The organism is Streptomyces sp. NBC_00568, assembly GCF_026341855.1.
Classification (GTDB): domain Bacteria; phylum Actinomycetota; class Actinomycetes; order Streptomycetales; family Streptomycetaceae; genus Streptomyces.
The window spans coordinates 4,852,371-4,876,193 of the sequence record NZ_JAPENW010000001.1; the positions used below are offsets into that span (position 1 = coordinate 4,852,371).

Annotated in this window: 21 protein-coding genes and 1 tRNA gene; 9 read left to right on the forward strand and 13 right to left on the reverse strand. The window is 71.5% G+C overall.

From position 1 onward, the window contains the following. Positions 1-465 (forward strand): hypothetical protein, encoded by a 465-nt coding sequence (locus tag OOK38_RS21020; protein WP_266758263.1) that lies wholly within the window; start codon positions 1-3, stop codon positions 463-465. 124 nt (positions 466-589) lie between these two features. Here the strand turns inward: OOK38_RS21020 and OOK38_RS21025 are convergent. Further along, a tRNA-Ser gene (locus OOK38_RS21025) sits at positions 590-688 on the reverse strand. 485 nt (positions 689-1,173) lie between these two features. Between OOK38_RS21025 and OOK38_RS21030 the strand changes: the two genes are divergently transcribed. Continuing rightward, positions 1,174-1,938, forward strand: coding sequence for a hypothetical protein (locus OOK38_RS21030; protein ID WP_266758261.1), 765 nt, complete (start codon positions 1,174-1,176; stop codon positions 1,936-1,938). 326 nt (positions 1,939-2,264) lie between these two features. Here OOK38_RS21030 and OOK38_RS21035 read toward each other — a convergent pair whose 3' ends face one another. Next, a complete protein-coding gene (locus OOK38_RS21035) occupies positions 2,265-2,945 on the reverse strand; it encodes an adenylate kinase (RefSeq protein WP_266758259.1) in 681 nt (226 codons plus the stop codon). Positions 2,946-3,667: 722 nt separating this feature from the next. Then, positions 3,668-4,861, reverse strand: a complete 1,194-nt coding sequence (locus OOK38_RS21040) for a lipase (protein ID WP_266848673.1) — start codon at positions 4,859-4,861, stop codon at positions 3,668-3,670. 469 nt (positions 4,862-5,330) lie between these two features. Between OOK38_RS21040 and OOK38_RS21045 the strand changes: the two genes are divergently transcribed. Further along, the gene (locus OOK38_RS21045) at positions 5,331-6,806 is read left to right on the forward strand and encodes an APC family permease (RefSeq protein WP_266758255.1); all 1,476 of its coding nucleotides are present in this window, start codon (positions 5,331-5,333) and stop codon (positions 6,804-6,806) included. A gap of 152 nt (positions 6,807-6,958) precedes the next feature. On the opposite strand, the gene OOK38_RS21050 is transcribed toward OOK38_RS21045, so the two are convergent. Then, entirely contained in the window at positions 6,959-9,139 is a 2,181-nt protein-coding gene (locus OOK38_RS21050; protein ID WP_266758253.1) for a VCBS repeat-containing protein, read from the reverse strand. Between the two features lie 221 nt (positions 9,140-9,360). Next, positions 9,361-9,807, reverse strand: a complete 447-nt coding sequence (locus OOK38_RS21055; RefSeq protein WP_266758251.1) for an Lrp/AsnC family transcriptional regulator — start codon at positions 9,805-9,807, stop codon at positions 9,361-9,363. Between the two features lie 76 nt (positions 9,808-9,883). Between OOK38_RS21055 and OOK38_RS21060 the strand changes: the two genes are divergently transcribed. Further along, complete coding sequence (locus tag OOK38_RS21060) at positions 9,884-10,792, forward strand: SMP-30/gluconolactonase/LRE family protein (RefSeq protein ID WP_266758249.1); 909 nt, start codon at positions 9,884-9,886, stop codon at positions 10,790-10,792. Positions 10,793-11,039: 247 nt separating this feature from the next. On the opposite strand, the gene OOK38_RS21065 is transcribed toward OOK38_RS21060, so the two are convergent. Next, positions 11,040-11,372, reverse strand: a complete 333-nt coding sequence (locus OOK38_RS21065) for a hypothetical protein (RefSeq protein WP_266758248.1) — start codon at positions 11,370-11,372, stop codon at positions 11,040-11,042. Between the two features lie 197 nt (positions 11,373-11,569). On the opposite strand from OOK38_RS21065, the gene OOK38_RS21070 reads away from it, so the two are divergent. The 4 genes from OOK38_RS21070 to OOK38_RS21085 are packed head-to-tail and all read left to right on the forward strand — an operon-like array spanning position 11,570 to position 15,149. Next, a complete protein-coding gene (locus OOK38_RS21070; RefSeq protein WP_266758244.1) occupies positions 11,570-12,034 on the forward strand; it encodes a MarR family winged helix-turn-helix transcriptional regulator in 465 nt (154 codons plus the stop codon). A gap of 38 nt (positions 12,035-12,072) precedes the next feature. After that, on the forward strand, positions 12,073-13,605 hold the full coding sequence (locus OOK38_RS21075) for an MFS transporter (protein WP_266765666.1): 1,533 nt from the start codon (positions 12,073-12,075) through the stop codon (positions 13,603-13,605). Between the two features lie 3 nt (positions 13,606-13,608). Beyond that, a complete protein-coding gene (locus OOK38_RS21080) occupies positions 13,609-14,196 on the forward strand; it encodes a hydrolase (RefSeq protein WP_266758242.1) in 588 nt (195 codons plus the stop codon). A gap of 38 nt (positions 14,197-14,234) precedes the next feature. Further along, positions 14,235-15,149 carry a LysR family transcriptional regulator gene (locus OOK38_RS21085; RefSeq protein WP_266758240.1) on the forward strand — a complete coding sequence of 305 codons (915 nt, stop codon included), beginning with the start codon at positions 14,235-14,237 and terminating at the stop codon, positions 15,147-15,149. Between the two features lie 212 nt (positions 15,150-15,361). Here the strand turns inward: OOK38_RS21085 and OOK38_RS21090 are convergent, their stop codons facing one another. Continuing rightward, on the reverse strand, positions 15,362-16,276 hold the full coding sequence (locus OOK38_RS21090; RefSeq protein ID WP_266758238.1) for a ketopantoate reductase family protein: 915 nt from the start codon (positions 16,274-16,276) through the stop codon (positions 15,362-15,364). Positions 16,277-16,416: 140 nt separating this feature from the next. Continuing rightward, complete coding sequence (locus tag OOK38_RS21095; protein WP_266758236.1) at positions 16,417-17,190, reverse strand: MBL fold metallo-hydrolase; 774 nt, start codon at positions 17,188-17,190, stop codon at positions 16,417-16,419. Between the two features lie 102 nt (positions 17,191-17,292). On the opposite strand from OOK38_RS21095, the gene OOK38_RS21100 reads away from it, so the two are divergent. Then, complete coding sequence (locus OOK38_RS21100; protein WP_266758234.1) at positions 17,293-17,523, forward strand: DUF2277 domain-containing protein; 231 nt, start codon at positions 17,293-17,295, stop codon at positions 17,521-17,523. 13 nt (positions 17,524-17,536) lie between these two features. Here OOK38_RS21100 and OOK38_RS21105 read toward each other — a convergent pair whose 3' ends face one another. The 5 genes from OOK38_RS21105 to OOK38_RS21125 all read right to left on the reverse strand — a co-directional run bounded on the left by OOK38_RS21105 (position 17,537) and on the right by OOK38_RS21125 (position 23,631). Further along, positions 17,537-18,169: a DedA family protein gene (locus tag OOK38_RS21105; RefSeq protein ID WP_266758232.1), complete on the reverse strand. Its 633-nt coding sequence runs from the start codon at positions 18,167-18,169 to the stop codon at positions 17,537-17,539. 303 nt (positions 18,170-18,472) lie between these two features. After that, the gene (locus tag OOK38_RS21110) at positions 18,473-18,928 is read right to left on the reverse strand and encodes a DoxX family protein (protein ID WP_266758230.1); all 456 of its coding nucleotides are present in this window, start codon (positions 18,926-18,928) and stop codon (positions 18,473-18,475) included. An 85-nt stretch (positions 18,929-19,013) separates the two neighbouring features. Continuing rightward, positions 19,014-20,882: an FAD/NAD(P)-binding protein gene (locus tag OOK38_RS21115; protein ID WP_266765665.1), complete on the reverse strand. Its 1,869-nt coding sequence runs from the start codon at positions 20,880-20,882 to the stop codon at positions 19,014-19,016. A gap of 269 nt (positions 20,883-21,151) precedes the next feature. After that, positions 21,152-22,819 carry an alkaline phosphatase D family protein gene (locus OOK38_RS21120; protein WP_266758228.1) on the reverse strand — a complete coding sequence of 556 codons (1,668 nt, stop codon included), beginning with the start codon at positions 22,817-22,819 and terminating at the stop codon, positions 21,152-21,154. A 167-nt stretch (positions 22,820-22,986) separates the two neighbouring features. Next, positions 22,987-23,631, reverse strand: coding sequence for an HNH endonuclease family protein (locus OOK38_RS21125; RefSeq protein ID WP_266758227.1), 645 nt, complete (start codon positions 23,629-23,631; stop codon positions 22,987-22,989). Positions 23,632-23,823: the final 192 nt, after the last annotated feature.

Consider the following 23,823-nt stretch of genomic DNA (forward strand, 5'->3'; position numbering starts at 1 on the left):
ATGTCCGGCAGACCGTCAATCGGCGAAGCAGCAGACCTCCTTCGGGCGCAACTGCGCGTAGGTCAGCTGTCGAGTCCTGCAACGACTGAGGACGCATGGTCTGCCTTCATCCGCTTCGGCCGGATGCGGTTCAACACGGCGGATTCGCCCGACGCCGATGGTCTGCTGTTTCAGTATGGGGTGCACGCCTTCGACGGTCCGGAGGCGTTCTCACTCGACCTCGCGCGCCAATTCGAAGTGCTGGGCGCGGACGGCGACTATGACCACTTCGTCCAGGTCCACTGCGAGCTGGTCTACGAACCGGTACCGGCTTTGGCCGCCCTGGGGGACTTCAACTCATGGTTCTTTCACGACTCAGGTGAGGATCTGGGGCGGTGGCTAGGAGCCCTCACCGCGCGGGATGCCTGGGCAGTCATCCGGGAGCAGCGACCAGTGAAGGTCGAGGTCTATCAAGAGGCCGTCTAGACAGCGTGCCCCCTGCGTGCCCGGTCGAGCAGGTAGACACGGAGAATGGCTGTCGTCGGCGGAACCGGGGCAGCAGAACAGCCCCTAACCGTATCGACTGGTCAGAGTCCGTTCTTGCCGGCGGTGGGTGTGGGATTTGAACCCACGGTGACTCGCGCCACGACGGTTTTCAAGACCGTTGCGATCTCGAGCGCCTTACCTCTTTGACCTGCAAGGCAACGCTTAGGGCGCCTCCGCAAGCCGCCCTCGGCCCATGCATGGCCCACTGGGGAGGGATTCCTCCACCGCGAGCCTCCTGGTGGCCGCCCGGATCCCGGGCCTGTCGCCGAGCCCTGATCCGCCGGAATGGCCGAATTGTAGATTCAGCGCGAATCCTCCAGAAGATCCCTTTTGAGATGGTGTTGCGCTTTTCCGAGCCGGTGCTGTTGGGGCTCGCCGCGCTTGCGATTCGCGGACGGGTGAAGCGATGACGATGTGGCTCAGCGACCATTCCCGAAAATCGCTGGCAGACGACTATCTAGCGGTTTGGTCGCCTAGGGGTGCCTTCGCCCGCCGCACCGCACCGACCTCTCCGCCTCGCGGGAGGCGGGGATTATCTGATGCCCCATTGTGATTCGCGGGTGTACAACCCTGTGTGGATGCCGGCTGTCTGTAGGGCGCTGGAGCGATGAGCCTTCGGTGCATTTCCGTAAGGAGATTGGGGATCAGGTGGGGAAGCAGGTCTGGAGAGTCGTCGTGGCCGGTGGTGCGGCGGCGGTGTTCACGGCCGTGGCCGCGGTGCCGGCCGGGGCGGCCGAGGGTGGGGTCTCGTTCACCCGTGTCCAGGTGAACGGCGGCAAGCCGATTGTGATCGGGGTGTCGAAGGAGGTCGCGGCGCCCGCCTCCTTCCGGATGGCGACCACTCACCAGTGGAAGTGGCCAGCGGTGTTCCTGTACCGCGGTGGTGCGGGTGATCGGCTGTGGCACGCCATCGAGACGAGCGACTGCATCAAGGTGAGCTCGGGCGTCTGCGACTTCAACGAGACGATGTACTTCGACCCGAGCGTGTGGGACATGCGTAACAGCGAGGCCGGGGCCTGGAAGGTCGGGGCCGAGGTGTACTTCGAGGGCGGCGGTGGTGACACCGACGACAAGGGTCTGACGGTCCACGTCAAGCGCAACTCCCGCCTGACCGTCAACGCCTCGCCCGAACCGGTGTCCAAGGACAGGACCATCACCGTGACCGGAAAGGTCACGCGGGCCAACTGGGAGACCAGGAAGTACGCCTCCTACGGAGACCGCCTGGTGAGCCTGCAGTTCAAGCCTGCCGGCACCGCCTCCTACACCACGGTGAAGAAGGTGTACTCGAACGGCTCGGGTGATCTCAGGACGACCGTGAAGGCCTCCAAGACGGGTACGTGGCGCTGGGTGTACTACGGCAACACCACCACCGGGCCGTCGACGTCGTCCGGGGACAACGTCGTGGTGCAGTGATGTCCGCGGTGCCGGCGGGCGGGTGGGGGCCGAGCCGGCGGTAACGGCTGCGACGGTCAAGGCGTCGGGTCCGTCGCGATCGCGACGGACCCGACGCCTTGCGTCCTGGCCGACCGCGAGCGGCCGTGCACGGGCCTCAGTGCAACGTGAGCCAGCGCGCCGTGCGGACCATGAGGCCGGTCACCGCTCTGGTGGGCAGGGCCGGATCTCGATGAGGCGACGACGACCACGGTTTTCAAGACCGTGTACCACTTGATTCGCTCGAGCCTGCAGTCCTCGGCGGTGGCCGTCAGGGACGGCCGCCCCGAACCTTCCCAGCGGAGGGGTCAACAGCTCGACGCGCAGGAGGCATCGACCTGGCCCTGACCGATCGCGACCAGCGCGCGGCCCATGACCTCCTGGACCTGGCCGAGGGCCGAGATCGTGGTCACCAGACCCGGGGCCTGGTAGTGGTCGACGACCGGCGCCGTCTCACTGCGATAGACCTCCAGTCGCCTGCGAACAGTTGCCTCGCGGTCGTCATCGCGCTGGAACAGCTCACCGCCGCAGACGTCGCAGGTTCCTGCCACTTCGGGTGGGCTGTAGTCGACGTGGAAGATGTGTTCGCGGTCTTGACGGCACAGCCATCGTCCGGCGATCCGCCTGACCACCTCGGCCTCGGGAATCTCCAGGTCGAGCACGGCATCCAGCGTCGACTCCGAGTCGGCCAGGATGCCGTCCAGCGCCTCCGCCTGGGCAAGATTGCGGGGGAAACCGTCCAGCAGGAATCCGCGCTCGGTGTCCGGGCGGGCAAGGCGCTCTTTGATCACCCCGATCGTGACCTCGTCCGGTACCAGAAGGCCGGCGCGCATGTGCGTGTGGGCGTTCTGCCCGAGCTCGGTGCCCTGGTCGATGTGCTCGCGGAACAGGTCACCGGCGGAGATGTGCTGGATCGACAGATGCGCGGCAAGGCGCACTGCCTGCGTGCCTTTGCCGGCTCCGGGCGGCCCGAGCAGGAGGATGCGCATCGATGAGGTGTCCCTTCGTCATGCGTGGCCAGGGTCGATCCCACGGATTCGGAGCAGCTGGGCGTCGTGACTGCGTAGAAGCCCTTTGTGCATTCCAGCATGACGGGACTTCGCATGCAGCCACATCGGGGGCCTAGTCCGTGCAACCCAGAACCATCAGGCGCCCCCAACGGACACATCGGGAAGTACGGCAGCCCCAGCCACCGGTCCCGCCGGGCAAGGCTCGCTGAGGCCCGTTGAGCGACCGGTATGACCGCCGCCGACTGATCCTGTCGGCGCATTACGGGAGATGCGGTGCAGGGCGTGGCCGTCGTCGGCCCTAGGTGCCGAAGCAACACACCCGGGTTATCCGCGGTGCCGCTGTTCACCAGGCCGGATGGGGCCGGGAGCGTTGGACAGGTCACGGGAGGCCATGTTCGATGGAGCCTTGTTGGCTATCGGGGGAAGGTGCAGGAATCCGCGAGCGGAAGGAGCCCCCGTGCTGAGGCAGGTCGCGGAGGGTGTGCTGATCCACGGGAGCGATTTCGTGCAGAGCAACAGCAGCGTGTTGTCCCTCGTGCGTCACGGAGCTGGTGACCGGTCAGGCCGCCGATCGCTCTCGTGAAGCGGGTCAGAAGAAAGACCCCCAGCTGATCATGACTGGGGGCCTTTCGCATTCGGGGCCGACAGCGGCGCCGGGACCACGCGCGCAGGCGCCTCGTGGGTGCCCCGGCCTAGTCGACCTAGTCGATGCGGGTGACGTCGGGGAGGTGCGGTGTGGGGTTGTCGAGCAGGGGGCGTCGGCGGTGCTTCAGGGTCCGGTCGAAGAAGGCGGTGAGGTAGGCGCGGCGGGCGTCGGTGCCGCTGACCGGGTCGATGTCTCCGACCATGGCCGCCACGACAGCGGGCGGTGGGGTGCCGAAGCGGGCGGCGAGCGCGGGGACGAGTATCTGGAAATCGCAGTAGGACTGGTGCCGTGCCCGTGCGGTCCACAGGTCGCGTTTCCAACCGGGGGAGTTCTTCCACAGAGCCTGCCAGGCGGCTACGTGGGTGTGGGTGAAGGGGAGCTCAGGTGTGTACGAGCTGCCCGCCAGGAGGAAGGGCTGCCGCAGTCCCGTACGCGTGACCGGTGCGAACAGTTCAGGGTCGTCCGGGCCGTAGCCGAGCGGCCCCTCGAGGACCGCACCGGCGCTGATGCCCCGGTCCAGACGCATCGCCTCGGCTGCGGCCGTGCCGCCCAGGGAATGGCCGAAGACTCCGACCGACCCGATGTCGAGCGCGGCTCCGAGTCCGGCCGGGAGGGTGCGGCCGTCGGCGTCGGGGTTGCCGCCGCGAGCGAGCAGGCGCAACTGGTTCAGCACGAAGCGCAGGTCGGCCACCCGGCAGTCCACCGCGGCCTTCATGACCTGGGGTGACAGCTCGCCCGCCAGAGCGGGGGCGGGGGTGATGACACGGCCGCCGGGGAACTCGACAGCGAGCGATTCGTAGGTGTGGTCGACGGCCACGACGGCGTACCCGTGACTGGCCAGCTCGGCGGCGACGGTGGTGTCGAGGAACCGCGGGTTGAGCCGGCCGGGCGTGTAGAGCACGACGGGCAGCCGCCTGGCCGCGTGCGCCACCGGGGCGCCCACGGTCGTATGCGTGCCGATGCCGGTCCAGTCGACGGAGCCGGCGGGGATGCCGAGGGACCCCGCGAAGGTGTCGAAGGCCGGACCGAGGCCGGGCGTGGCGTAGGGCGTCGCCGGTGCCTCGGCGTTCCGGCGCGCGGGATACCAGACGGTGATCATCAGCTCACGTGGCCGGGAGTCGTCCTCGGCCCACGGGTCGCTTCGCCGAGTGTCGACAAGGTGCAGGTCGACGGTGCCGACCGGGTGCGGTCCGGTGGGCGCGGGGAGGTCGCAGCGGAAGAGGCCACCGTCCGGGTCCGTTGCGGCCACCGGGTTCGTCGCGCCGCCCGGGTTCGTCGCGCCGCCCGGGTTCGTCGCGGCGCCCGCGGAGGAAGACAGCGCGAGGGTGGCAGCCGTGGCTGTGAGCCCGCCGAGGACTAACCGGCGGGAAACGGGGCGACCTGTTGTGCCTGCTGATGATCGGATCATGACTCGATCATGTCAGAGGTGATCGCCCGTGTTCCCGACCACGCGGACCACCTGACCGAGATCGGCCGGGCAGAACTCGGCCCCGCGTTCAGCGACTCCAGCCACCTCACACCGAGCAGGCGCCGGATGGCGCCGGATGGAGCCGGACGGGAGACGCGTACCCGGCATACGTGTTCCGCTCGCGGGTGCGCGGCTCCCCTGACGTGTCGTACAGGAAGAAGACGTGACACGGATGGTGAAGATGGGGCACCGGCCGTGAAACGTGCAGGGGCATGGTCGGACGGCCCCGACGGAAGGTGTGGTGGCTGAGGTGGCGGAAGACTCGATGGAGAGTCAGGCGAGCGAGCGGGTCGAGACCTCCGTGGAGCTCGGGGGCTACCAGCAGGAGCTGAAACGGACGCTCGGCTCCTTTCAGGTGTTCGCGATCTCGTTCGCGTTCATCTCGGTGGCCGTCGGCATCTTCGCGACCTATGACGACGTACTGCAGACCGCGGGGCCGGTCGGGATCTGGCTCTGGGTCATCGCGGCGGTGGGGCAGGTCCTGGTGGCGCTGGTGGTCGCGCAGCTCGCCGCCCGCATCCCGCTCAGCGGCTCCTCCTATCAATGGGCGTCCCGGCTGACCAACCCGAAGATTGGCTGGGGGTTCGGCTGGCTGGCCTTCTGTTATCTGGCGATCGGCGTGGTGGCGGTCGACAACGCGCTGGCGAGCCAGGCGTTCATGCCGCTCGCCGGCATCGAGCCGGACGAGGGCACCGCGCGCCTGATCACGGTCGTGGTGCTGCTCGTCCAGGCCCTGCTCGCAGTGGCCTCGACACGCCTCGTCAGCCTGATCAACACGGGCGCGGTTGGGATCGAACTGGCGCTGGTCGTGGTGGTGGCGATCGCGCTCACCATCGCCGTGGTGGTCACGGGTGATGGCGCGGCCGACAATCTCGTCTCGCGCGGTGTCACCGAGAACGCCCCCGACTACTTCGCCGTCGGCGGCGGGTTGATGCTCGCGATGATCATGGGCCTTGCGACGCTCGTCGGCTTCGACGCCGCGGCGAACCTGGCCGAGGAGGCCAAGGACCCCCATCGCAGCGTGCCGCGGGCGATCGTGGGGTCGGTGGTGGCGGCCGGACTGCTCGGCATGCTGTTCCTGATCGCGCTCACCGCCGCGATCGATGACATCCCCAAGGTCACCGCCAACGGCTCACCGGTCGCGGCGATCATGCGCGATCAGCTCGGTCCGGTGATGGAGAAGGTGCTGCTGGTCGCGATCACCTTCGCGTTCTTCGGCGCCGGGATGGTCGTGATGGTCGCTTGCTCGCGGATGATTTTCGCGATGTCGCGGGACTCACGCTTCCCTGCCCACCGGCTGATGCGACGGGTCAACCCACGCACACAGACGCCGATCCCGGCGACGGTCCTGATCTTCACCCTGGGGGTCGTCCTGATGGTCGCCCTGCCGGGTGCCGCACTCCTGGAGCTGATCACGGCGTCGACGATCCTCCCCGCGCTCACCTACGGCTCGACGGTCGTCCTCTACCTGGCGGTGCGGGGTGGACTGGATCGCAAGAAGGGCGCATTCGACCTCGGGCGCTTCGAGCTCCCTGTCGCGATCTGCGCGCTGGTGTGGACGCTCGTGGCACTGTTCGTCCTGGTGGCACCCCGGGAAGCGCTCGTCTCCGTCGTGATCGTGGTCGGCCTGCTCGCCGCGGGCGGGCTGTACTTCCTCTTCATGCTGAAATTCGACCGCGAGGCGCTGGAGACCGAGCCCGGAGACGTGGGTGCCTTCAAGTACTGACCTTCCGGGATCTTCCGGGATTCTTCAGATCCGCCGAACCGGAATCCCTCAGATCCGCCGAACCGGAATCCCTCAGATCCGCCGAACCGGATCCGGATGACGAAGACCCCCAGCCGTGGCCGGCTGGGGGTCTTCGTTCTGGTGGGCGGGGATCAGGCGAGCGACGCCCATGTCTTCCAGTACGTCGAGTCTCCGGCCTGGACGCGGTTCTTGAAGGTGCCGGTGCCGGTACCCGTGTTGAGCCAGAGGTTGTCGGAGGTGTCGCGGGAGACGAGGTCGTTCCTGCCGTCGCCGTCGATGTCCCCGGCGCCGATGACGTCCTTGTAGGTGCGGCCCCAGTCCTTGAAGATCTGGACGCGGTCCTTGAGCTTCCCGGTGCGGGTGCCGTCGTAGCGCCAGAGCTTCCCGGAACTGTCGAGGGCGAGGACGTCACCGAGGCCGTCGCCGTTGAGGTCGCCGGCGCCGATGACGCGCTTGTAGCCGGTCCAGGCGGAGCGGATCTTCACGCGCGGCAGGAAGCCGTCGGTGCCGTTGTGGGCGTAGAGGTAAAGATCGCCGGAGGCCGCGTTGCGGGCCAGCAGGTCCGGGCGGCCGTCGCCGGTCTGGTCGCCGCTGGAGAGCAGGGTGTTGTAGGCGCTCCAGTCCCGGGACAGGCGCCGGTAGGCGGAGTCGGGCGTGGGCAGTCCGCCGCACACGGGGGTGTAGAGACGGGTCTCGCCGCCGGGCAGCCGCACGACGAGGTCGTTGCAGCGGTTGCCGTCGAAGTCGCCGAACGGCACGAGCCGGGTCTCGTCCGCCCAGGGGCGCGCCTGGAAGGTGCGGAGGGGGTTGGCGGTGTCCTGCGTGAGCAGGTTCATTGTGTCGCTGCGACCCGTGCCCAGGATGTCCGAGCGGGTGTTGTCGGCGTAGTCGTGCCACTTGGGCAGGGACCGGGTGGACGTGGTCGCGGTGAACGCGGCCCGCGAGGAACCGTCCGCCGCCGACTGGGTCCAGACGGCCACCGGGCGTCCCTTGTCGTCGGTGGCCACCCGGCCCGTGCTGGTGGTCCCGTCCGTCAGGGAGTTCAGGGTGCGAGGCTTGGAGACGCTGCCGACCCCCACCGTCTGGGCGACGAAGTCGCGGCGGACGGTGCGGCTCGAGACGAATCGCTTCTGCGTGTACGTGACGACGAGCGAGCCGTCCGCGGTCCGCGTGTAGCCGAACGAGTCGTCCTCGGTGGACCCGGCCAGGTCCTGCCGGGCGTTCCAGCCGCCCCCGGCGGCGAGGCGCGTGGCGACGGCCGGGCCGCTCGCCCCTGAACCGACCGCCGTGACATCGCCGTTCGGGGCCGTGAGCAGCTCGGCGGGCTGGGAACCGTTCGCGTAGATCCCGGTGCTCTCGGCCGGACCCCAGTTCGCCGCCCCGGCCGGTTTGCGGGCGTAGTTGTTGAAGGAGAGCAGCTGGAACCCGCCCTGCGGGTGGGCGGCCAGCGTGACCAGCCGGGGCTTCTCGCCCAGTTGCGGCAGATCCCGCGGCGCGGTCCAGGACGCCGCCCCGGCCGGCTTCTCCAGGTACTTGTAGTGCCACTGGTACGCCGTCGGGTCCGGGTCGACCCCGTCACCCGTGTAGTAGCTGTCACCGCCCCAGATCAGCCCCAGGGCGCCGTCCTTGGCGACCGCGAGGCGCAGATCCCGCAGGTGGTAGTCGTAGACGTTGTCGGGCCGGACGATCGGCTCCGGGAGCCGGTCGAGGGCCACGGGCGCGGACCAGGTGCCCGTCGGACCCGAGCGCTCGACCACGGTCAGCCGGTGGTCCTTGTCCATCCAGGCCACGGCCTGGCGGCCCGTGGCGCCGGCCGCGACGGCGGTGACGCGCGTTCCCCGGTAGTAGCCGTCGGTCGCCGACGTGCCCTTCGCGACGACCTGGGCGGGCCCGAAGGCGGTGCTGTCGGGCGCCAGCCGGGACATCCGCAGTGTGGCGGTCGTCGCGTCGGTGGCCTTCTCCCACCACAGGAGCGTGAGCGCGCCGTCGTCCGTGCGGTGGAGTGTGGCGCCGGGCGCGGGCTCGGCCGACTGCCATGTGGTGCTGCCCGCGGGCCTGACCGAGAGCACGGTCTTGCCGCCCTGCTCGAAGAGTCCCGCCAGGGTGCCGTTGCGGGCCGACTGGAGGTCGATCACCGCGGTGACGCCGGGCAGTTGCTTCGGCGTGCTCCACGGGCCGATTCCGACGGCGACCGCGGAGGTGGTGGCGGTGCCGGCGGCGGACGGAGCCGCGTGCGCGCTCGGCACGGTGACCGCCAGCGCGAGTACGGGAGCCAGCGCGCTCCCCAGAAGCGCGCGCGACTGCATGATCATGTGGAATGCCCCCCCGGGCTTGATCTCATGAAAGTAGTCGCAGCGTATATCAGCCAAGATCACGAAAATGGGTGTGCCCGGGTTCGTGCCGACGCGGGATCCCACACGGGGCGTACCCGCACGGGGCGTACCGACGCGGGCAGGCGGTGACCTCGCTTCCGCGGGGGCCAGGACCCGCGCAGGTCCGCCGGGTCGGCGGCGTCCACGGACCGTCCGCTCCGCTATCCGGCGTCCAACGGCCTTTCGAAGAAGGTCTCCAGGACCACCGTGGCCTGCGTCCCGCTGACCCCGTCGATCGCGTACAGGCGGCGCAGCACGTCCTGGAGCCGCTCGGTGGTCGCCGTGCGCACCTTCACCAGGACGGCGGCGCTGCCCGCGATGACGTGGGCCTCCTGGATCTCCGGCACGGCGGCGAAGTCCTCGGCCCGGTCGCCCATCCACGCCGTCGAGTCGACCAGCACGAAGGCGAGGACCCCGCGGTCGAGCGCCGCCGGGTCGACGTCGACCGTCGTGGCCCGGATGACCCCCTGTTCGCGCAGCTTGCGCACGCGTTCGTGCGCGGCGCCCGCTGAGAGGCCGACCGCCTTGCCCAGAGCGGCGTACGGCTGGGTGGCGTCCTGCTGGAGCAGCGCGATCAACCCACGGTCGATGGCATCAACTGACTTCATGCAAAGACCATATCTGATTCGGTGCACTGCGTGTTACGTTGAATCACATCTTGGTCAGCCACTTCGAGAGGATGCCATGTCCGTCGACGGCCCGTACGAGATCCTGGACGACCGCTTCCGCACCGGACGCTGTGCGAACGGCGACAGCCGGCTGGAGGTCCTGTACGACGACTGCCGCTGGGCCGAGGGGCCGCTGTACCTCCCCGCCTGGCGCCAGGTGATCTGGAGCGACATCCCGAACGACCGCATCCTGCGCTGGGACGAGGCCACGGGCGAAGTCGGCGTGTTCCGCTCCCCGGCCGGCCACAGCAACGGCAACACGCTCGACCGGCAGGGCCGCCTGGTCACCTGCGAGCAGGGCAACCGCCGCGTCACCCGCACCGAGCCCGACGGGACGGTGACCGTCCTCGCCGACCGGTACGAGGGCAAGCGGCTCAACAGCCCGAACGACTCCGTCGTACGTTCCGACGGCACCGTCTGGTTCTCCGACCCGGACTTCGGTATCACCAGCGACTACGAGGGTCATCGCGCCGCGTCCGAGATCGGCGCGTGCAACGTGTACCGGATCGATTGCGCGACGGGGGAGGTGCGCCTCGCCGCCGACGGGTTCGCGGGACCGAACGGCGTCATCCTGTCCCCCGACGAGCAGCGGCTGTACGTCTCGGACTCGAGGGCCGCCCGGATCCATGTGTACGACGTCCGGGAGGACGGCACGCTCTCCGACGGGAAGGTCTTCGCGGAGGCGCGCGGCGACGTCCACTTCGACAACATCCGCTTCGACGACGAGGGCCGCCTGTGGGCCGCCGCGCTGGGGGACGGCGTCCACTGCTACGACCCCGACGGCACGCTCATCGGCCGGCTGCGCGTACCGGAGCCCGTCTCGAACATCGCCTTCGGCGGCCCGAAGAACAACCGCCTGTTCATCACGGCCACCACCTCGCTGTACTCGCTGGTGATGTCGGTGACCGGGGCGCCACGGCTCTAGAACCCGACGGGCGCTGCGGCTCTGGAACCCGACGGGTGCCGCGCTCTGGGACCGGACGGGCGCTGCGGCTCTGGAACCCGACGGGCGCCGCCTTGTGACGGTGTCTCACGCGTGCTCATGGCGGTGTCTTACGCATGCTCGTGACGGCGTCTCACGCATGTTCGCCGGATGGGGCCCAGGCGTGCATGGCCAGGTTTCACGGGCGCTCAGGGAAGGTTCTCGCGTGCCCGTGGAGGGCCCCGCGCACCTACGCCGGGGTCTCGCGCGTGTGCTTCAGCCGCATCCGTGCGTCGACCTTCTCCGGAGGGGTGACCTCCGACCAGAAGCGGTGGCCGGAGACGAACACGGCGAGCTCGCGTTCGCGCTGCCGGAGCTTCTCGACCTCGGCCTGTTCGTCGTCGGTCCAGCCGGGGGAGGCGGGGCGTTCCACCTTGCGCCAGCCGCCGGTGTCGCTGAAGCCGTCCAGCGGTTCCACCGACCAGGGGAGTCGTTTCAGCAGGGCCAGTAGCTCGGCCCGGACCTGATGCAGCTCCTCCTGACCGGCGAGGAGGTCACTCGGAAAGTCATAGGTCGCAGCCACGCGGCAATGCTACGCCTGTTCGATTTTGTGATGCGAGTTCCTTCCGGGACTTCACGCGAACGGGTGTTCCGGACCCCTCTGACCTGGGGAGGACCACGCCGTCCCGGCGTGTGGCGCCGGGTGCCGGGACGGAAGTGTTCAGGCAAACTGCACAGCCTGAACTGGACAGTCTGGGCTGTCTAATTTACGGTGGCCGTATGGATCAGAGCGGCAGCCACCGGACCGACGCGGGCGTCTCGGATTCCGCCGCCCGTGCCGCGCAGGATCTGCGGGTCGCGTTCAGCCTGCTCCGGCGGCGGATCCGTGAGGTCTCCGAGGCGCAGGACCTCACGCCCTCCCAGGTCTCCGCGCTCACCCTGGTGAGCAAGAGCGGGGCCGCCACGGCCAGCGCGCTGGCGGCGACCGAAGGGGTGCGCCCGCAGTCGATGGCCGCCACGCTCGCGGCCCTCGACCAGTACGGACTCATCCAGCGCAACCCGGACCCCGGGGACGGCCGGAGACAGCTGGTCACCCTCACGGACGCCGGGCGCGAGCGCGTCGAAGGCACCCGGCAGGCCCGTTCCGAGTGGCTCGCCCGAGCCTTCCAGGAGCGCTGCACGGAGGACGAGCGGCAGACGGTCATCGAGGCCATGGCCCTGCTGGAACGGCTCACCCGGCCGTGATACCTGCGCTCCGGGAGCGGTTCCGGCAGCGCCTCACCCTGGCGCACCGCCGTCCGCCCGACCGCTTCGACCGCCGGCTGATCGCCCCGATGGTCCTCGGTTCCGTGCTGAACCCCGTCAACTCCTCCATGATCGCGGTGGCGTTGGTGCCGATCGGCAGCGCCCTCGGAGCGCCTCCCGCGGAGACCGCGTGGCTGGTCTCCGGGCTGTATCTCGCCACCGCGGTGGGGCAGCCCGTCGTCGGACGGCTCGTCGACATGTACGGCCCGCGACGCCTCTACCTCGCCGGTACGGCGACGGTGGGCATCGCCGGACTGCTCGGCGCCCTCTCCCCGAACCTCGGCGCGCTGGTCGCCGCCCGGGTCCTGCTCGGATTCGGCACCTCGGCCGCGTACCCCGCCGCCATGCACCTCACCCGGAGCGAGGCCGAACGCACCGGGCAGGACAGCCCGGCCGGAGTGCTGACCGCGCTCGCGGTCCCGGCCCAGACCGTCGCCGTGGTCGGGCCGACCCTGGGCGGCCTGCTCATCGGTGCGGGCGGCTGGCGCACCATCTTCCTCGTCAACGTGCCGCTGTCGCTGGCCTGTCTGGTCCTCGGCGCGCTCCGGCTGCCGAAGGTCCGGAAGCCGACGCCGCACCCGGCCGGTAAGCCCCCGGCTCACCCGGTCCCGCCGACGCCGGGCACGACCGCCGCGGCGCATCCGAACTCCATCGCCCCGGAGCCACCCGGCCCGAACACCACCGCCCCGAACACCCCTGCCCCGGAGCCCGCCACCCCGCGGGGCGAGGCGCACGCCTCCGTCGCGCGCAGGATCGACCTCGTCGGCATGGCGCTCTTCGCCGCCCTGCTGGTCTCGCTGATGCTGTTCCTGATGGAGCCGCGGGCCGCCGACTGGTATCTGCCGGTGCTCGGTCTCGTCGCCGGAGCCGGCTTCGCGCGGCGGGAACTCCGGGTCCCGGAGCCGTTCATCGACCTGCGGGTACTGGGCGGCAACAGGCCCGTGCTTGCGACCTATCTGCGCCAGTTCCTCAGCTACACCACGGCCTACGCCTTCCTCTACGGGTTCACGCAGTGGCTGGAGGAGGGGCGGGGACTGCACGCGGCCGCCGCCGGACTCGTCCTGCTGCCGCTGTCGCTGAGCGCGCTGGTCGTCTCCGGCGTCACCGGACGGCGGGAGGCCGTCCGCGGCAAGCTGGTGATGGGCGGTCTCGTCCAGATCGCCGGATGCGTGGGGCTGCTGACCGTGCACGCGGGCAGCGCGATCTGGCTGCTGGCCGCCTTCGGAGCCCTCATGGGTGTGCCGCAGGGCCTCAATGGCCTGGCCAATCAGAACGCCCTCTACCGGCAGGCCGACCCCGCCCGGATGGGCTCCGCGGCCGGACTGCTGCGCACCTCCACGTACCTCGGCGCGATGGCGGCCTCCGCCGCCGGCGCCGTCTTCTTCACGCACGGCGCCGACACCGGCGGCCTGCACCGGCTGACCCTCTTCATGCTCGCCGGAGCGGTGCTGCTCCTGGCGGTGACCCTCATCGACCGATCCCTTCGCGAACTCACCCCCCGAAAGGCCTGAACCATGGCAGTCACCACGCTCGACCCCCGCACCGCGCTCGTCCTCATCGACCTCCAGAACGGCATCGTCGGCAACCCGGGCCTCGCCCCGCACGCCGCCTCCGACGTCGTGCCGCGGGCCGTCCGGCTCGCGGAGGCCTTCCGCGGCCACGATCTCCCGGTCGTCCTCGTACGGGTCACCGCCGCCGCCGACGGCGCGGACGCCGTACGGGGCCGCATCGACGGCCCGAGCCGTGGCCGCGCCTTCCCGGAGGGCTGGGACGTCATCGTCGAGGAACTCGCCGGGCACCCCGGGGACATCACCGTGACCAAGCGGAACTGGGGCGCCTTCTACGGCACCGACCTCGACCTGCAGCTGCGCCGCCGCGGGATCACCCAGATCGTGCTGGCCGGCATCGCCACCAGCATCGGCGTGGAGTCCTCCGCCCGCGCCGCCCACGAGCACGGCTACCACGTCACCCTGGCCACCGACGCCATGTCCGACCTCGACCCCGAGACGCACCGCAACAGCGTCGAGCGGATCTTCCCCCGCCTCGGTGAGACCGGGACGGCCGAGGAGATCGTCGAGCTGCTCGACAAGACGCGGGCCTGAACGAAGGCCTCCGACGGGCCGCCGCTACCTTGGGGTCCGTGACCCTGGATGATCTTCGCGTGTTCGTCGCCGTCTGCCGGGCCGGGAGCCTGAGCGCCGTGGCCCGGGAGCTCGGCTGCACGCAGTCGGCGGTGAGCCAGCACGTACGCCGGCTGGAACGGGAGGTCGGGGTCGGGCTCGTCGAGCGGCGGGCCCGGGGTGTGGTGCCCACCGGCGCCGGGCGGATCCTCGAACGGGCCGCCGCCGACGGGATGGCCGGCCTCGACCTCGCGCTGCGCCGGCTCGACGAGCTGGCGCGCGGGGGCGGCGGGGCGGTGCGGATCGCCACCGGCGGCACCACCGTGCGGCACTTCATGGCCGAGGCCGTGGTCGAGTTCCGGCGGCACCATCCCCGGGTGAGCCTGGAGTTCCGGACCGAGAACTCCAGCCGGAGCTGTTTCGAGGCGCTGGCCGACCACGGCCTCGACCTCGCCTGGATCACCCTCGGCCCGCCCGTACGCGGGGTCGAGCAGCGGCCCGTCGCCGAACTCCCCTGGGTGCTCGCCGTACGCGCCGACGACGAACTCGCCGGGCGGGAGCGGATCGAGGGGGAGGAGCTGGCCGGGCTGCGGACCGTCGGGCTGCCCGAGAACTCCACCTCGCGCGCCCATCTCGACTCCGCATACCGGGAGTTGGGGATACCCGCGAGCACCTCCGACACCAGCGTCGCCGACTGGGACACCGCGATCCTGCTCGCCGAACTCGGCCTCGGCCACGCCGTCGTCCCCGACCTGCCCGGCCTGCGCGGCCCCGGCCGCCCCGGCCTCCGCTTCCTCCCGATACCCGCCCTGCCGCCCCTCACGGTCGGCTGGGCGGTGCGCCGGTGGGACGCCCTGTCACCTGCGGCGCACGCCTTCGCCGACACGGTGGCCAGGCACCGCGCGGGCGGCGCCGGGACCGTGGCGGGGGACTGACGCCGGTACCGGTCCCGTAAGCCCGGGCATGCCCCCCGGATGCCGCCGGATGGTGCCGCTCGGTCTCGTAGGCCCCGGACGGCATCGGGCGCCGCCCGGATCCCGCCGGCCCGGGACGCTGCCGACCGCCGCCCCGGTCCCGTAGGCCCGGACGTCGTCGACCGCCGCCCCGATACCGTGAGCCGTGGACGGCATCCGGCGTCGCCCCGCCTTCAGCCGTCCGTGCCGACGGCCGGTGTCAGCTCCCGCACCAGCGCGCTCGCCACCGGTACCGGTACCCCGGACCGCTCCGCCGCCCGCAGCAACGCACCGCCGATGGCGTCGAGTTCGAGCGTGCGGCCCGCCTCGGCGTCGCGCTGCATGGAGGACTTGGTGCCCGCGGGGAACGCGTCGTAGCGGGCGAGGGCGGCCGCCGCGTCGACCGGGGCGCCGCACGCGCGGCCGACCGCCGCCGTCTCCTCGACGAGAGCGGTCAACTCCTCGCGGTGCAGCGTGCGTACGTCGCCCACCGGCACCCCGTACCGCGTCGTCAGCAGCGCGAACGGCGCGAGGAACGACATCTTCGCCCAGAGAGTCGCCGCCTCGCCGTCCTGGACCCGGGCCCGCACCCCGGCCCACTCCAGGGCCCCGGCGAGCGCGTCGACCGGCGCCCGGGGCGCCGTGTCGCCGGTCAGATCGACCTCGGCGAACGGACTGCCGTGCTCGATCACCCCGGGCGCGATCCGCGTCGACTCCACGCGGATCACCGCGGGGGCCACCTGCTCGGGGCGGTAGCGCTCCCGCAGCAGCGCCGGGTGCTCGACGCCGTTCAGGAGCGGGACGAGCAGAGCCTCCTCGCCCAGCGCCTTCGCCGGAACACGCTCCAGGGCGGCGTCCAGGGCCGTCGCCTTGACCGCGATCAGGCACACGTCGACCGGCTCGCGCAGCTCGGTGTCCGCCTCCACCCGCGCCGTGAAGTCGCCGAAGTGGCCGCTGCGCACCTCGATGCCGTCCGCGGCCAGCGTCCGCGCGGTCTCGTCCCCGGCGAGGCAGATCACCCGGTGGCCGGCGCGGGCCAGAAGAGCGGCGAGCAGCCCGCCGATACCGCCCGGACCCAGCACCGCCACCGTCGGCCGGTCGTTCGCCATATGTCCTCGCTCCTCTCGGCGGGACCCCGAGCGGGCCCCGGTGATGATCACAAGCGGCGGTCACCCGAGTCAATCCTCGGAGAAGCTTGCCCAAATCCAAGGATTCACTTGGGTGTTGCGGGGCGGGGCGGGTTGCGCGGCTACGGCACCCGTACCGAGGCTCCCGGTTCCGGCAGACGCAGCCGGTCCGTGAGACCGGCCTCCGCGAAGGCCTTCGTCAGCGTCGAACCGTCCTGGGTGAAGTGCCCCCAGTGCTCGAAGTGCAGCGGGACGACCCGGTCGGCGCCGAGGATCTCCGCCGCCCGGGCCGCGTCCTCGCTGGTCAGGGTCAGCGGAGCGTCCGGCACCAACGGCGTGCGCGCCGCCCCCGCGAACAGGACGGCCACGTCGAAGGGGCCCTCCCGGCCCGCGATCTCCCGTACGACGTCCAGGGACGCGTTGTCGCCGCTCACGTACACCCGGGGCAGCCCCTCCCCGGACAGCACGAAGCCGGTCACCTCGCCCACGAGGGGCAGCGAGCCATCGGGTCCGTGCTGCGCCGGGACGGCCGTCACGCGCAGCGCTCCGCCGTCCGGACGCGCCAGTTCGACGGACTCCCAGGGGCGTACGGCCCGTACGGGTGCGCCGATCCGCTCGTACGCCGACGCCGTCGACAGCGTCACCGGGGCGTCCTGGAGATACCCGCGCCCGGACGTGTCCAGGTTGTCCGGGTGCTGGTCGTGGGAGAGCAGCACGGCGTCGACCGGGCCGAGCTCCTCGGCCCGCAGCGCGGGCCCCGCGGTCTTCACCAGCGTGCGTGCGCCGACGGGGTACTCGCCGGGAGCGTCGAAGGTCGGATCGGTGAGAAGCCGCAGGCCGCCGATCGCGATGAGGGCGGTCGGGCCGCCGACGTAAGTGATCTCCAATGAGGTCATGCTCTGCTCAATCCGCCGCGTCGGCGGCGGTATTCCCCGGCCGGGGCGGCCCGCTTCCGCGAGAAGTGACCATGACGGCGCCGTACGCGCGAGACTGGAGTCATGTGCCGCAGCATCAAGACGCTTCGTCCGCCCGCGATCCCCGAGGAAGCCACCGAGGAGGAGATCCGTGCCGCCGCTCTGCAGTACGTCCGCAAGGTCTCCGGGTTCCGTGCCCCGGCCGCCCACAACCGTGAGGTCTTCGACCGTGCCGTCGAGGCGGTGACGGCGGCCACGGCCGAACTGCTGGACAGCCTGGAGGTGCGCGGGGCGGCGGCCCAGCGCGCCGGATAGCGCGGCCGGCGGCTCAGCCGCCGGTGGCCGGCTGCCGTCCCGCGGGGCGGCGCACGAGATAGGCCGCGCCCGCTCCCGCGGCGAACAGCGCTCCGAAGGAGACGCCCGTCGCGAGCCAGGTGGCGCCCAGCCACTGGCCGCCGAAGTAGCCGAGGGCGACGCTGTACCCGGCCCAGGCCAGTCCCGCGAGGACGGACCAGGGCAGGAACTCGCGGACCCGGCGGTGCGCCGCGCCCGCGCCGAGCGAGACGACCGAGCGGCCGGCCGGTGCGAAACGGGCGACGACGACCAGCACGCCGCGGGCCCCGCCGCCACGCGCCAGGACTTCGCCGAGACGTTCCTGCGCCCTGGTCAGACGGCGGGAGCGGGCGATGGCGCGGTCCAGGCGGTCGCCGCCGCGCCAGGCGAGGCGGTACGCCGCCATGTCGCCGAACACGGAGGCCGTGGCCGCGCAGAGGGTGAGCACCAGGATGTCGGGCACGGCGTGCGGAACGGCGCCGGTGGCGGAGCCCGCCGCGGCCGTCGCCGCCGCGATCACCAGGACACCGCTCGGCAGGACCGGCAGGAACACATCGAGAAGGACGGACACGGCGACCGCCGCGTAGATCCATGGGCTGCCTGTCAGCGACCCCACACTCTCCAGCACCGAAACTCTCCCCCGCTATCCCCCGTGGACACGACCGCGCCGCGACTCGCGGAGGAGTGGCGGGGCGTCGTGTGACAGCCATACAGCGTACGCCGCGGGTGTGACAGGAGATCCGCTGGGGCCGCAGGTGTCGATCACATCACGTTCACGCCCCCGCACGCTCCGGTACGGGTACGACTCCGATGTGTCCGCTATGGGCGCGGATGCGGGGCCCGGGTGAGCGGCGCGTGGACGGGGGCGAGCCCGTCCGGACGCGCGGGCGCCCGCCTCCGTGGGCGGGAGGCGGGCGCTCTCGTGCGGGGGTCAGGCGGTGACGGGCTCCGAGGCGCGCTGCTCCTCGGCGGCCGGGGAGGTGCGGGCGGCGAGCAGCCGGTCGAGGCCGAGTGCGCCGGAGCCCGTGAAGACGAGCAGGAGCATGGTCCAGCAGAACAGCGCGGAGAGCTCGCCGCCGTTCTGGATCGGCCACAGGGCCGCCGACTGGTGGACGTCGAAGTAGGCGTACGCCATCGAGCCCGAGGCGATGAACGCGGCGGCGCGGGTGCCGAGGCCGAGGAGCACGAGCGCTCCGGCGACGAGCTGGATGACGGCCGCGTACCAGCCGGGCCAGGTGCCCGCGTCGATGGTGCCGCCGTCGGTGCCGATCGCGCCGCCGAGCACGCCGAAGAGCGAGGCGGCGCCGTGCGCGGCGAAGAGCAGGCCGACGACGATGCGGAACAGGGCGATGGCGTACGGCTGGGCGCTGTTGAGGCGTCCGGTCATGTGGGGGAACTCCTTCGGTCTGGTTCGGTCCGGGCAGGGCCGGACCGTGGGACGGAACCGAGTGAGCCACCAAGGTTAGGTGCCCCTAATCTATGCTTGCAAGTTCAACATTCAGCCATGGCCGGGATTCCGTTTGCCGTTCCGTTTCGGTCGTCGCCGCACGTAGCGCGGCTCGCGCCACGGCATCGGCGTCCGAAAGCGTGACCGAATCCACTCCGGGTCGGGCGCCCGCCGCGGTCACCCAGTGCACGCCCTCCGTGGGCACCCCGAACGCGAACCGCCGTGCGTGCGGGCGGCCCTGACGGCTGATCAGGCGATAGGGCCGCGGCGTCACGTCCAGCCCCCCGGTCTCGTAGCCGTCGACGGTGTGCGGGCGGCACTGCCCCGTGCTCACCAGCCGGGCCAGGAGCTCGTCCGCGGTCCGTCGCACATCCGGTTCCGGTAGCCGTGCCTCCACGAGAGTCCTCGCGCGGACGGCCGACCCCGGAACATCGGGTGAGTGCGCCACCCATGCCCCGTCCTCGGCCCGCACCTCGAGCCTCGGACCGAGCACCTCCACGACGCCCGCCTCGATCAGCGCGGCCAGCTCCTCGATGCGCCGCCGGGGCGGGCCGATGGAGAGGAAGGCGTTCAACGGCGTGTACCAGCGGTCCAGATGGGCCCGGCGCGAGTCGCCCTTCAGCCCGCGGTGATCCACGATCCGGCGCAGCTCGTTGCGCAGATCCCGCAGCACGTCCAGGGCGGCCTTGTGCGGCCCGTCCACATTGCCGAGCGCGGCCTGCGCGGCGTCCTGCCGCAGATGGCCGAGCAGCCACTCCCGCCAGCCGCCGGGACCGGCGAAGGCCTGTCCCGCGTACGGGCGCGCCATCCGGTCCCAGGACCAGCGCTCGGTGTCCGCGACGCCGAACTCGTCCAGGACGCCGGCCTCTTCGGGATCGCGGTGCGGGACGGCGAGGAAGCGGTCCCGGAAATCGACAGGATCGCCGCGCCACCCGGAACGCGCCAACAGGCTTTCGTAGTAGACCGATTCCACCTCCTTGGCGACCAACGGCCATATCTCGCGCAGGAAGTCCGGCGCCTCACCGGAGTCCGCTCGCTCGCGGAAGCGGGAGACCACCTCTTCGGTCAGGACGAGCGGTGCATGACGGCCGTACGGGCCCTTCGCGTTGTCGCCGCGGGCCCGGTACGGGACCCCGCGCCGGGAGCCGGCGTACAGACGCGGCTCGTCGCCCGAGGGCAGATAGCGCAGGCCGCCGTCGGCCCGGACGAAGCGGCCGCCGCGCCCGGTCGTCAACAGGGCCGTGTGGTCGAAGAAGTTGAGCCCGAGGCCGCGCAACAGGACCGGCTCGCCCGGAGCGAGCGGGGAGAGGTCGACGTCGGCGGGGCTGGCCGGCGGAATGTGGCGCAGGCCGTGCCGCCCGGCGTACGCGGTCAGGCGCCGCTCGGCCTGGTCCGGGAGCACCGGCAGATGGCCCTGCGTGAGGACCACGGCGGAGAGCCCCGCCAGCGCGCGGCCGGTGGACAGGGCGAGTGCCTGGCGGCCGTCCGGTTCGTCCGTGAGCCGGAGCGCGCGGGCGGTGTGCACCTCGACCCGCACCTCGGGCGGGGCCTCTCGCACCACTTCGCCGAAGACCCACTCCAGATAGCGGCCGTACTGGGCGCGGGTGGGATAGGCGTCCGGGCCGAGTGCGCCGCCCGCCCACGCGTGCAGGCTCGGCCCCGGGCGGACCGGCCCCGAACAGTCCACGCTCTCGTCGGTGAACAGGGTCACCTGCGAGGCCACGGTGTTCATCAGCAGATGAGGGGACTGCGCGGTGCGCCAGACGCGGCCGGGTCCCGGCGGGTCCGGATCGACGACATGGACCGTCAACCGCCCGCCCGGTGCGAGGAGTTCGGGCGCGGAGGCGCAGAGGCGCTCCAGGACGCTGGTGCCCCGCGGGCCCGCGCCGACCAGGGCGACGGAGGCGTGGGGCCCGGCGGGTGACGAGGACCTCTGCGGGGCGAGGGCGGCGGAGCACTGGGGGGAGGGCTCTGCGGACAAGGATGTGACTCCCGGGCGTGGGGGGCGCAGGGCGGCGGACCGCCTACTGGAAGCGGACGGTCCGCCTCATCATGCCCGTCGCGTGCCGCGCGGGCCGAGCCCCGGGGCGCGTGATCGGCACCGGGTGTGGGATGCCTCACGCCCATCGGGGACGACACGCGCAACAACCATGGGGAATGGCCCTATTGCGGGGCGATCACGGACTCCTCCACCGTCGCCAGCCGGGCGGCTCCCCCCGCGCGGCCGCCTCCGCCTCGCGTCTCCCGCGCCTGTTCGAGGCGCAGCGCGGCCGAACGGCCGTGCAGCGTCAGGGTCATCAGCTGATTGCCGAACCAAGGGCCGCCGGCCTTCCGCCAGTCGACCGACGGGCGCCCGCGGCGGCCGTGCCGGGCGAGGAGCCCGCCGAGCATCCGGGCCGGGCGGCTCCAGCCGAAGCGGAAGCCGAGCCGTATCGAGAGGGGGATGGAGTTGTGGACGGGGGAGCAGGTCAGCTGGAGAACCCGGGCGGCGGGCTGCCGGGCGGGGTCGGCCCAGACCGGCTCGGCGACGTAGGCGTGGTGCACGTCTCCCGACAGCACGCACACCGTCGCCGGCGCGTGCTCTCCCGATCCGGCCTCGGCGATCAACTCCGCCAGCTCCTCGAACGACTCCGGGAAGGCCGCCCAGTGCTCCAGATCGGCCCCGCGGCGCAGCCGCTCGCCGAACCGCGCCCATCGAGCGCCGCGTTCGCCCCGGCACAGCACGGCGTCCCAGGTCTCGGCCTGGTGGATCAGCGGGGGCAGCAGCCAGGGCAGGGAGGTGCCGATCAGGAGATGGTCCCGGGAGTCCGGGGCGTCCAGGGCCTGCTCGCGCAGCCAGGCCGACTCCCCGGGATCGAGCATCGCGCGGTGCTGCTCGTCCAGGACGCGGGCCGAGCGGGTGTCGAGCATCAGGACCCGGGTCCGGCCGAAGTCGCGGCGGTAGCTCCAGCGGACCGAGGCCGGGTCGGCGTCGGCCTGTGCGGCGAAGGCGCGCAGCACGTCGGTGCCGTCGGGTGTCTCGCGCACGGCGGCGTACAGCAGGTCCCCGGCGAGCTCGCCGGGCGAGAGGTTGCCGAGGTGCTGGTGGACCCAGTACGACATCAGACCGCTCAGCACCCGCTCGCGCCACCACGGGGTCGCCCGGATCTCCTTGAGCCAGGCCGCGCTGGTGTTCCAGTCGTCGATGACGTCGTGGTCGTCGAAGATCATGCAGCTGGGCACCGTGGACAGCAGCCAGCGGATCTCGGGGTCGAGCCAGGATTCGTAGTAGAGGCGGGTGTATTCCTCGTAGTCCGCGACCTGATGGCCCGGGGGGTCCGCCAGGCCCCGCCGCGCGGCGATCCAGGCACGGGTCGCGTCCGAGACCTCGTCCGCGTACACCTGGTCGCCCAGCAGCAGCAGCACGTCCGGGCGTTCGCCGTCCGGGGCCGCGGCGATCCGGGCGGCGAGGGTGTCCAGGGCGTCCGGTCCGACCGGGTCCTTCTCGTCCGCGGGCGGTGCCGCCCAGCGGCAGGAGCCGAAGGTGACGCGGACGGCGGTGTCGTCGCCCTCGGGAGTGCGGACGACCGACGGGGGGAATCGCGAGCCGGGCAGGGGCCAGACGGTCGTGTCGTCCAGCAGGACCTCGTACGCGGTGACCGTGCCCGGTGTCAGTCCGCTGACCGGCACCAGCGCGTAGTGGTGGCCCGCGACCTGGAACGTACGGGCCTGTCCGCGGGAGCCGTCCGCGCAGCGCACCTCGGCGGTGCACGGGCGGCTCGCCTCGACCCAGAAAGTCGCCGACGAACCGTCCACGTACCTCAGCAGCGGTCCCAGGCGCAGTTCCGCCATGATGATCCCCCTCCTCCGTCGCCCCGTACGGTACGGAACGACGGAGGTCGGTGGGGAGGTTCCGGAAACCGTGGTGAATACCGTGGGGGGCGATGTCCGGAACCCGGGGGACCGGAGGCCGCCGACCGTGGGGGACCGGCGGCCGCCGGTGGGTGGGGCGGCGCGGGTCAGCAGCCGCTCAGGACCGAGGTCAGCTTGGACTTCTCCGCGGAGTCGACCTTGAGGTTGTAGTAGTACTTCACCTGGACCCAGGCGCGGACGTAGGTGCACGCGTACGCGGTGCGCGAGGGCATCCACGTGGCCGGGTCCTGGTCGCCCTTGGCCTGGTTCACGTTGTCGGTGACGGCGATGAGCTGGGGGCGGGTGAGGTCGTTGGCGAAGGCCTGGCGCTGGGCGGTGGTCCAGGCGGAGGCGCCGGAGTCCCATGCCTCGGCGAGCGGCACGAGGTGGTCGATGTCGAGGTCGGAGGCGGCCGTCCAGGTGGCGCCGTCGTAGACCGAGTACCAACTGCCGCTGGTGGAGGCGCAGGCGGAGTCGGTGACGACGCCGCTGCCGTCGCGCTTCAGGACCGTCTCGCGGGTGTTGCAGGCGCCGGAGATGGTGATCCAGTGGGGGAAGAGGTCGCGGTCGTAGCCGGTGCGGTTCTCCGTCGCGACGGTGAGGGACGCGAGGTAGGTGCGGGCGGTGGCCGCGCTGACCGGGGTGGGGAGGGCCGCGGAGGCGGTCGGGCCATTAAAAACACTGGCCATGGCTATGAGACCCGTGATGGCTGCGAGTATGCTCAGCCGTCGACGCGCGTAGACCTTTGGCATGCGAACTCCCTTGGAGTGGGGGGGCGTTGGAGAGCGAGCGAACACATGCTCGCGGCGTCGTATTGCCGGGAGGTAAGTGCGCGGTTAGAAGCTAGTGACGCGTACATGACATGACAAGGTTCATGACAGAACTTTCGGTTCCGTGGGGTATTCCGGTCCGGGGACCTTCGGCCCTGTGGGGCCGCTGCGGGG

Excerpts from the sequence above, each read along its gene's own strand:
- OOK38_RS21020 (WP_266758263.1), top strand. The coding sequence starts at position 1 with ATGTCCGGCAGACCGTCAATCGGCGAAGCAGCAGACCTCCTTCGGGCG.
- OOK38_RS21035 (WP_266758259.1), bottom strand. The coding sequence starts at position 2,945 with ATGCGCATCCTCCTGCTCGGGCCGCCCGGAGCCGGCAAAGGCACGCAG.
- OOK38_RS21050 (WP_266758253.1), bottom strand. The coding sequence starts at position 9,139 with ATGATCATGCAGTCGCGCGCGCTTCTGGGGAGCGCGCTGGCTCCCGTA.
- OOK38_RS21055 (WP_266758251.1), bottom strand. The coding sequence starts at position 9,807 with ATGAAGTCAGTTGATGCCATCGACCGTGGGTTGATCGCGCTGCTCCAG.
- OOK38_RS21060 (WP_266758249.1), top strand. The coding sequence starts at position 9,884 with ATGTCCGTCGACGGCCCGTACGAGATCCTGGACGACCGCTTCCGCACC.
- OOK38_RS21070 (WP_266758244.1), top strand. The coding sequence starts at position 11,570 with ATGGATCAGAGCGGCAGCCACCGGACCGACGCGGGCGTCTCGGATTCC.
- OOK38_RS21080 (WP_266758242.1), top strand. The coding sequence starts at position 13,609 with ATGGCAGTCACCACGCTCGACCCCCGCACCGCGCTCGTCCTCATCGAC.
- OOK38_RS21090 (WP_266758238.1), bottom strand. The coding sequence starts at position 16,276 with ATGGCGAACGACCGGCCGACGGTGGCGGTGCTGGGTCCGGGCGGTATC.
- OOK38_RS21095 (WP_266758236.1), bottom strand. The coding sequence starts at position 17,190 with ATGACCTCATTGGAGATCACTTACGTCGGCGGCCCGACCGCCCTCATC.
- OOK38_RS21100 (WP_266758234.1), top strand. The coding sequence starts at position 17,293 with ATGTGCCGCAGCATCAAGACGCTTCGTCCGCCCGCGATCCCCGAGGAA.
- OOK38_RS21110 (WP_266758230.1), bottom strand. The coding sequence starts at position 18,928 with ATGACCGGACGCCTCAACAGCGCCCAGCCGTACGCCATCGCCCTGTTC.
- OOK38_RS21120 (WP_266758228.1), bottom strand. The coding sequence starts at position 22,819 with ATGGCGGAACTGCGCCTGGGACCGCTGCTGAGGTACGTGGACGGTTCG.
- OOK38_RS21125 (WP_266758227.1), bottom strand. The coding sequence starts at position 23,631 with ATGCCAAAGGTCTACGCGCGTCGACGGCTGAGCATACTCGCAGCCATC.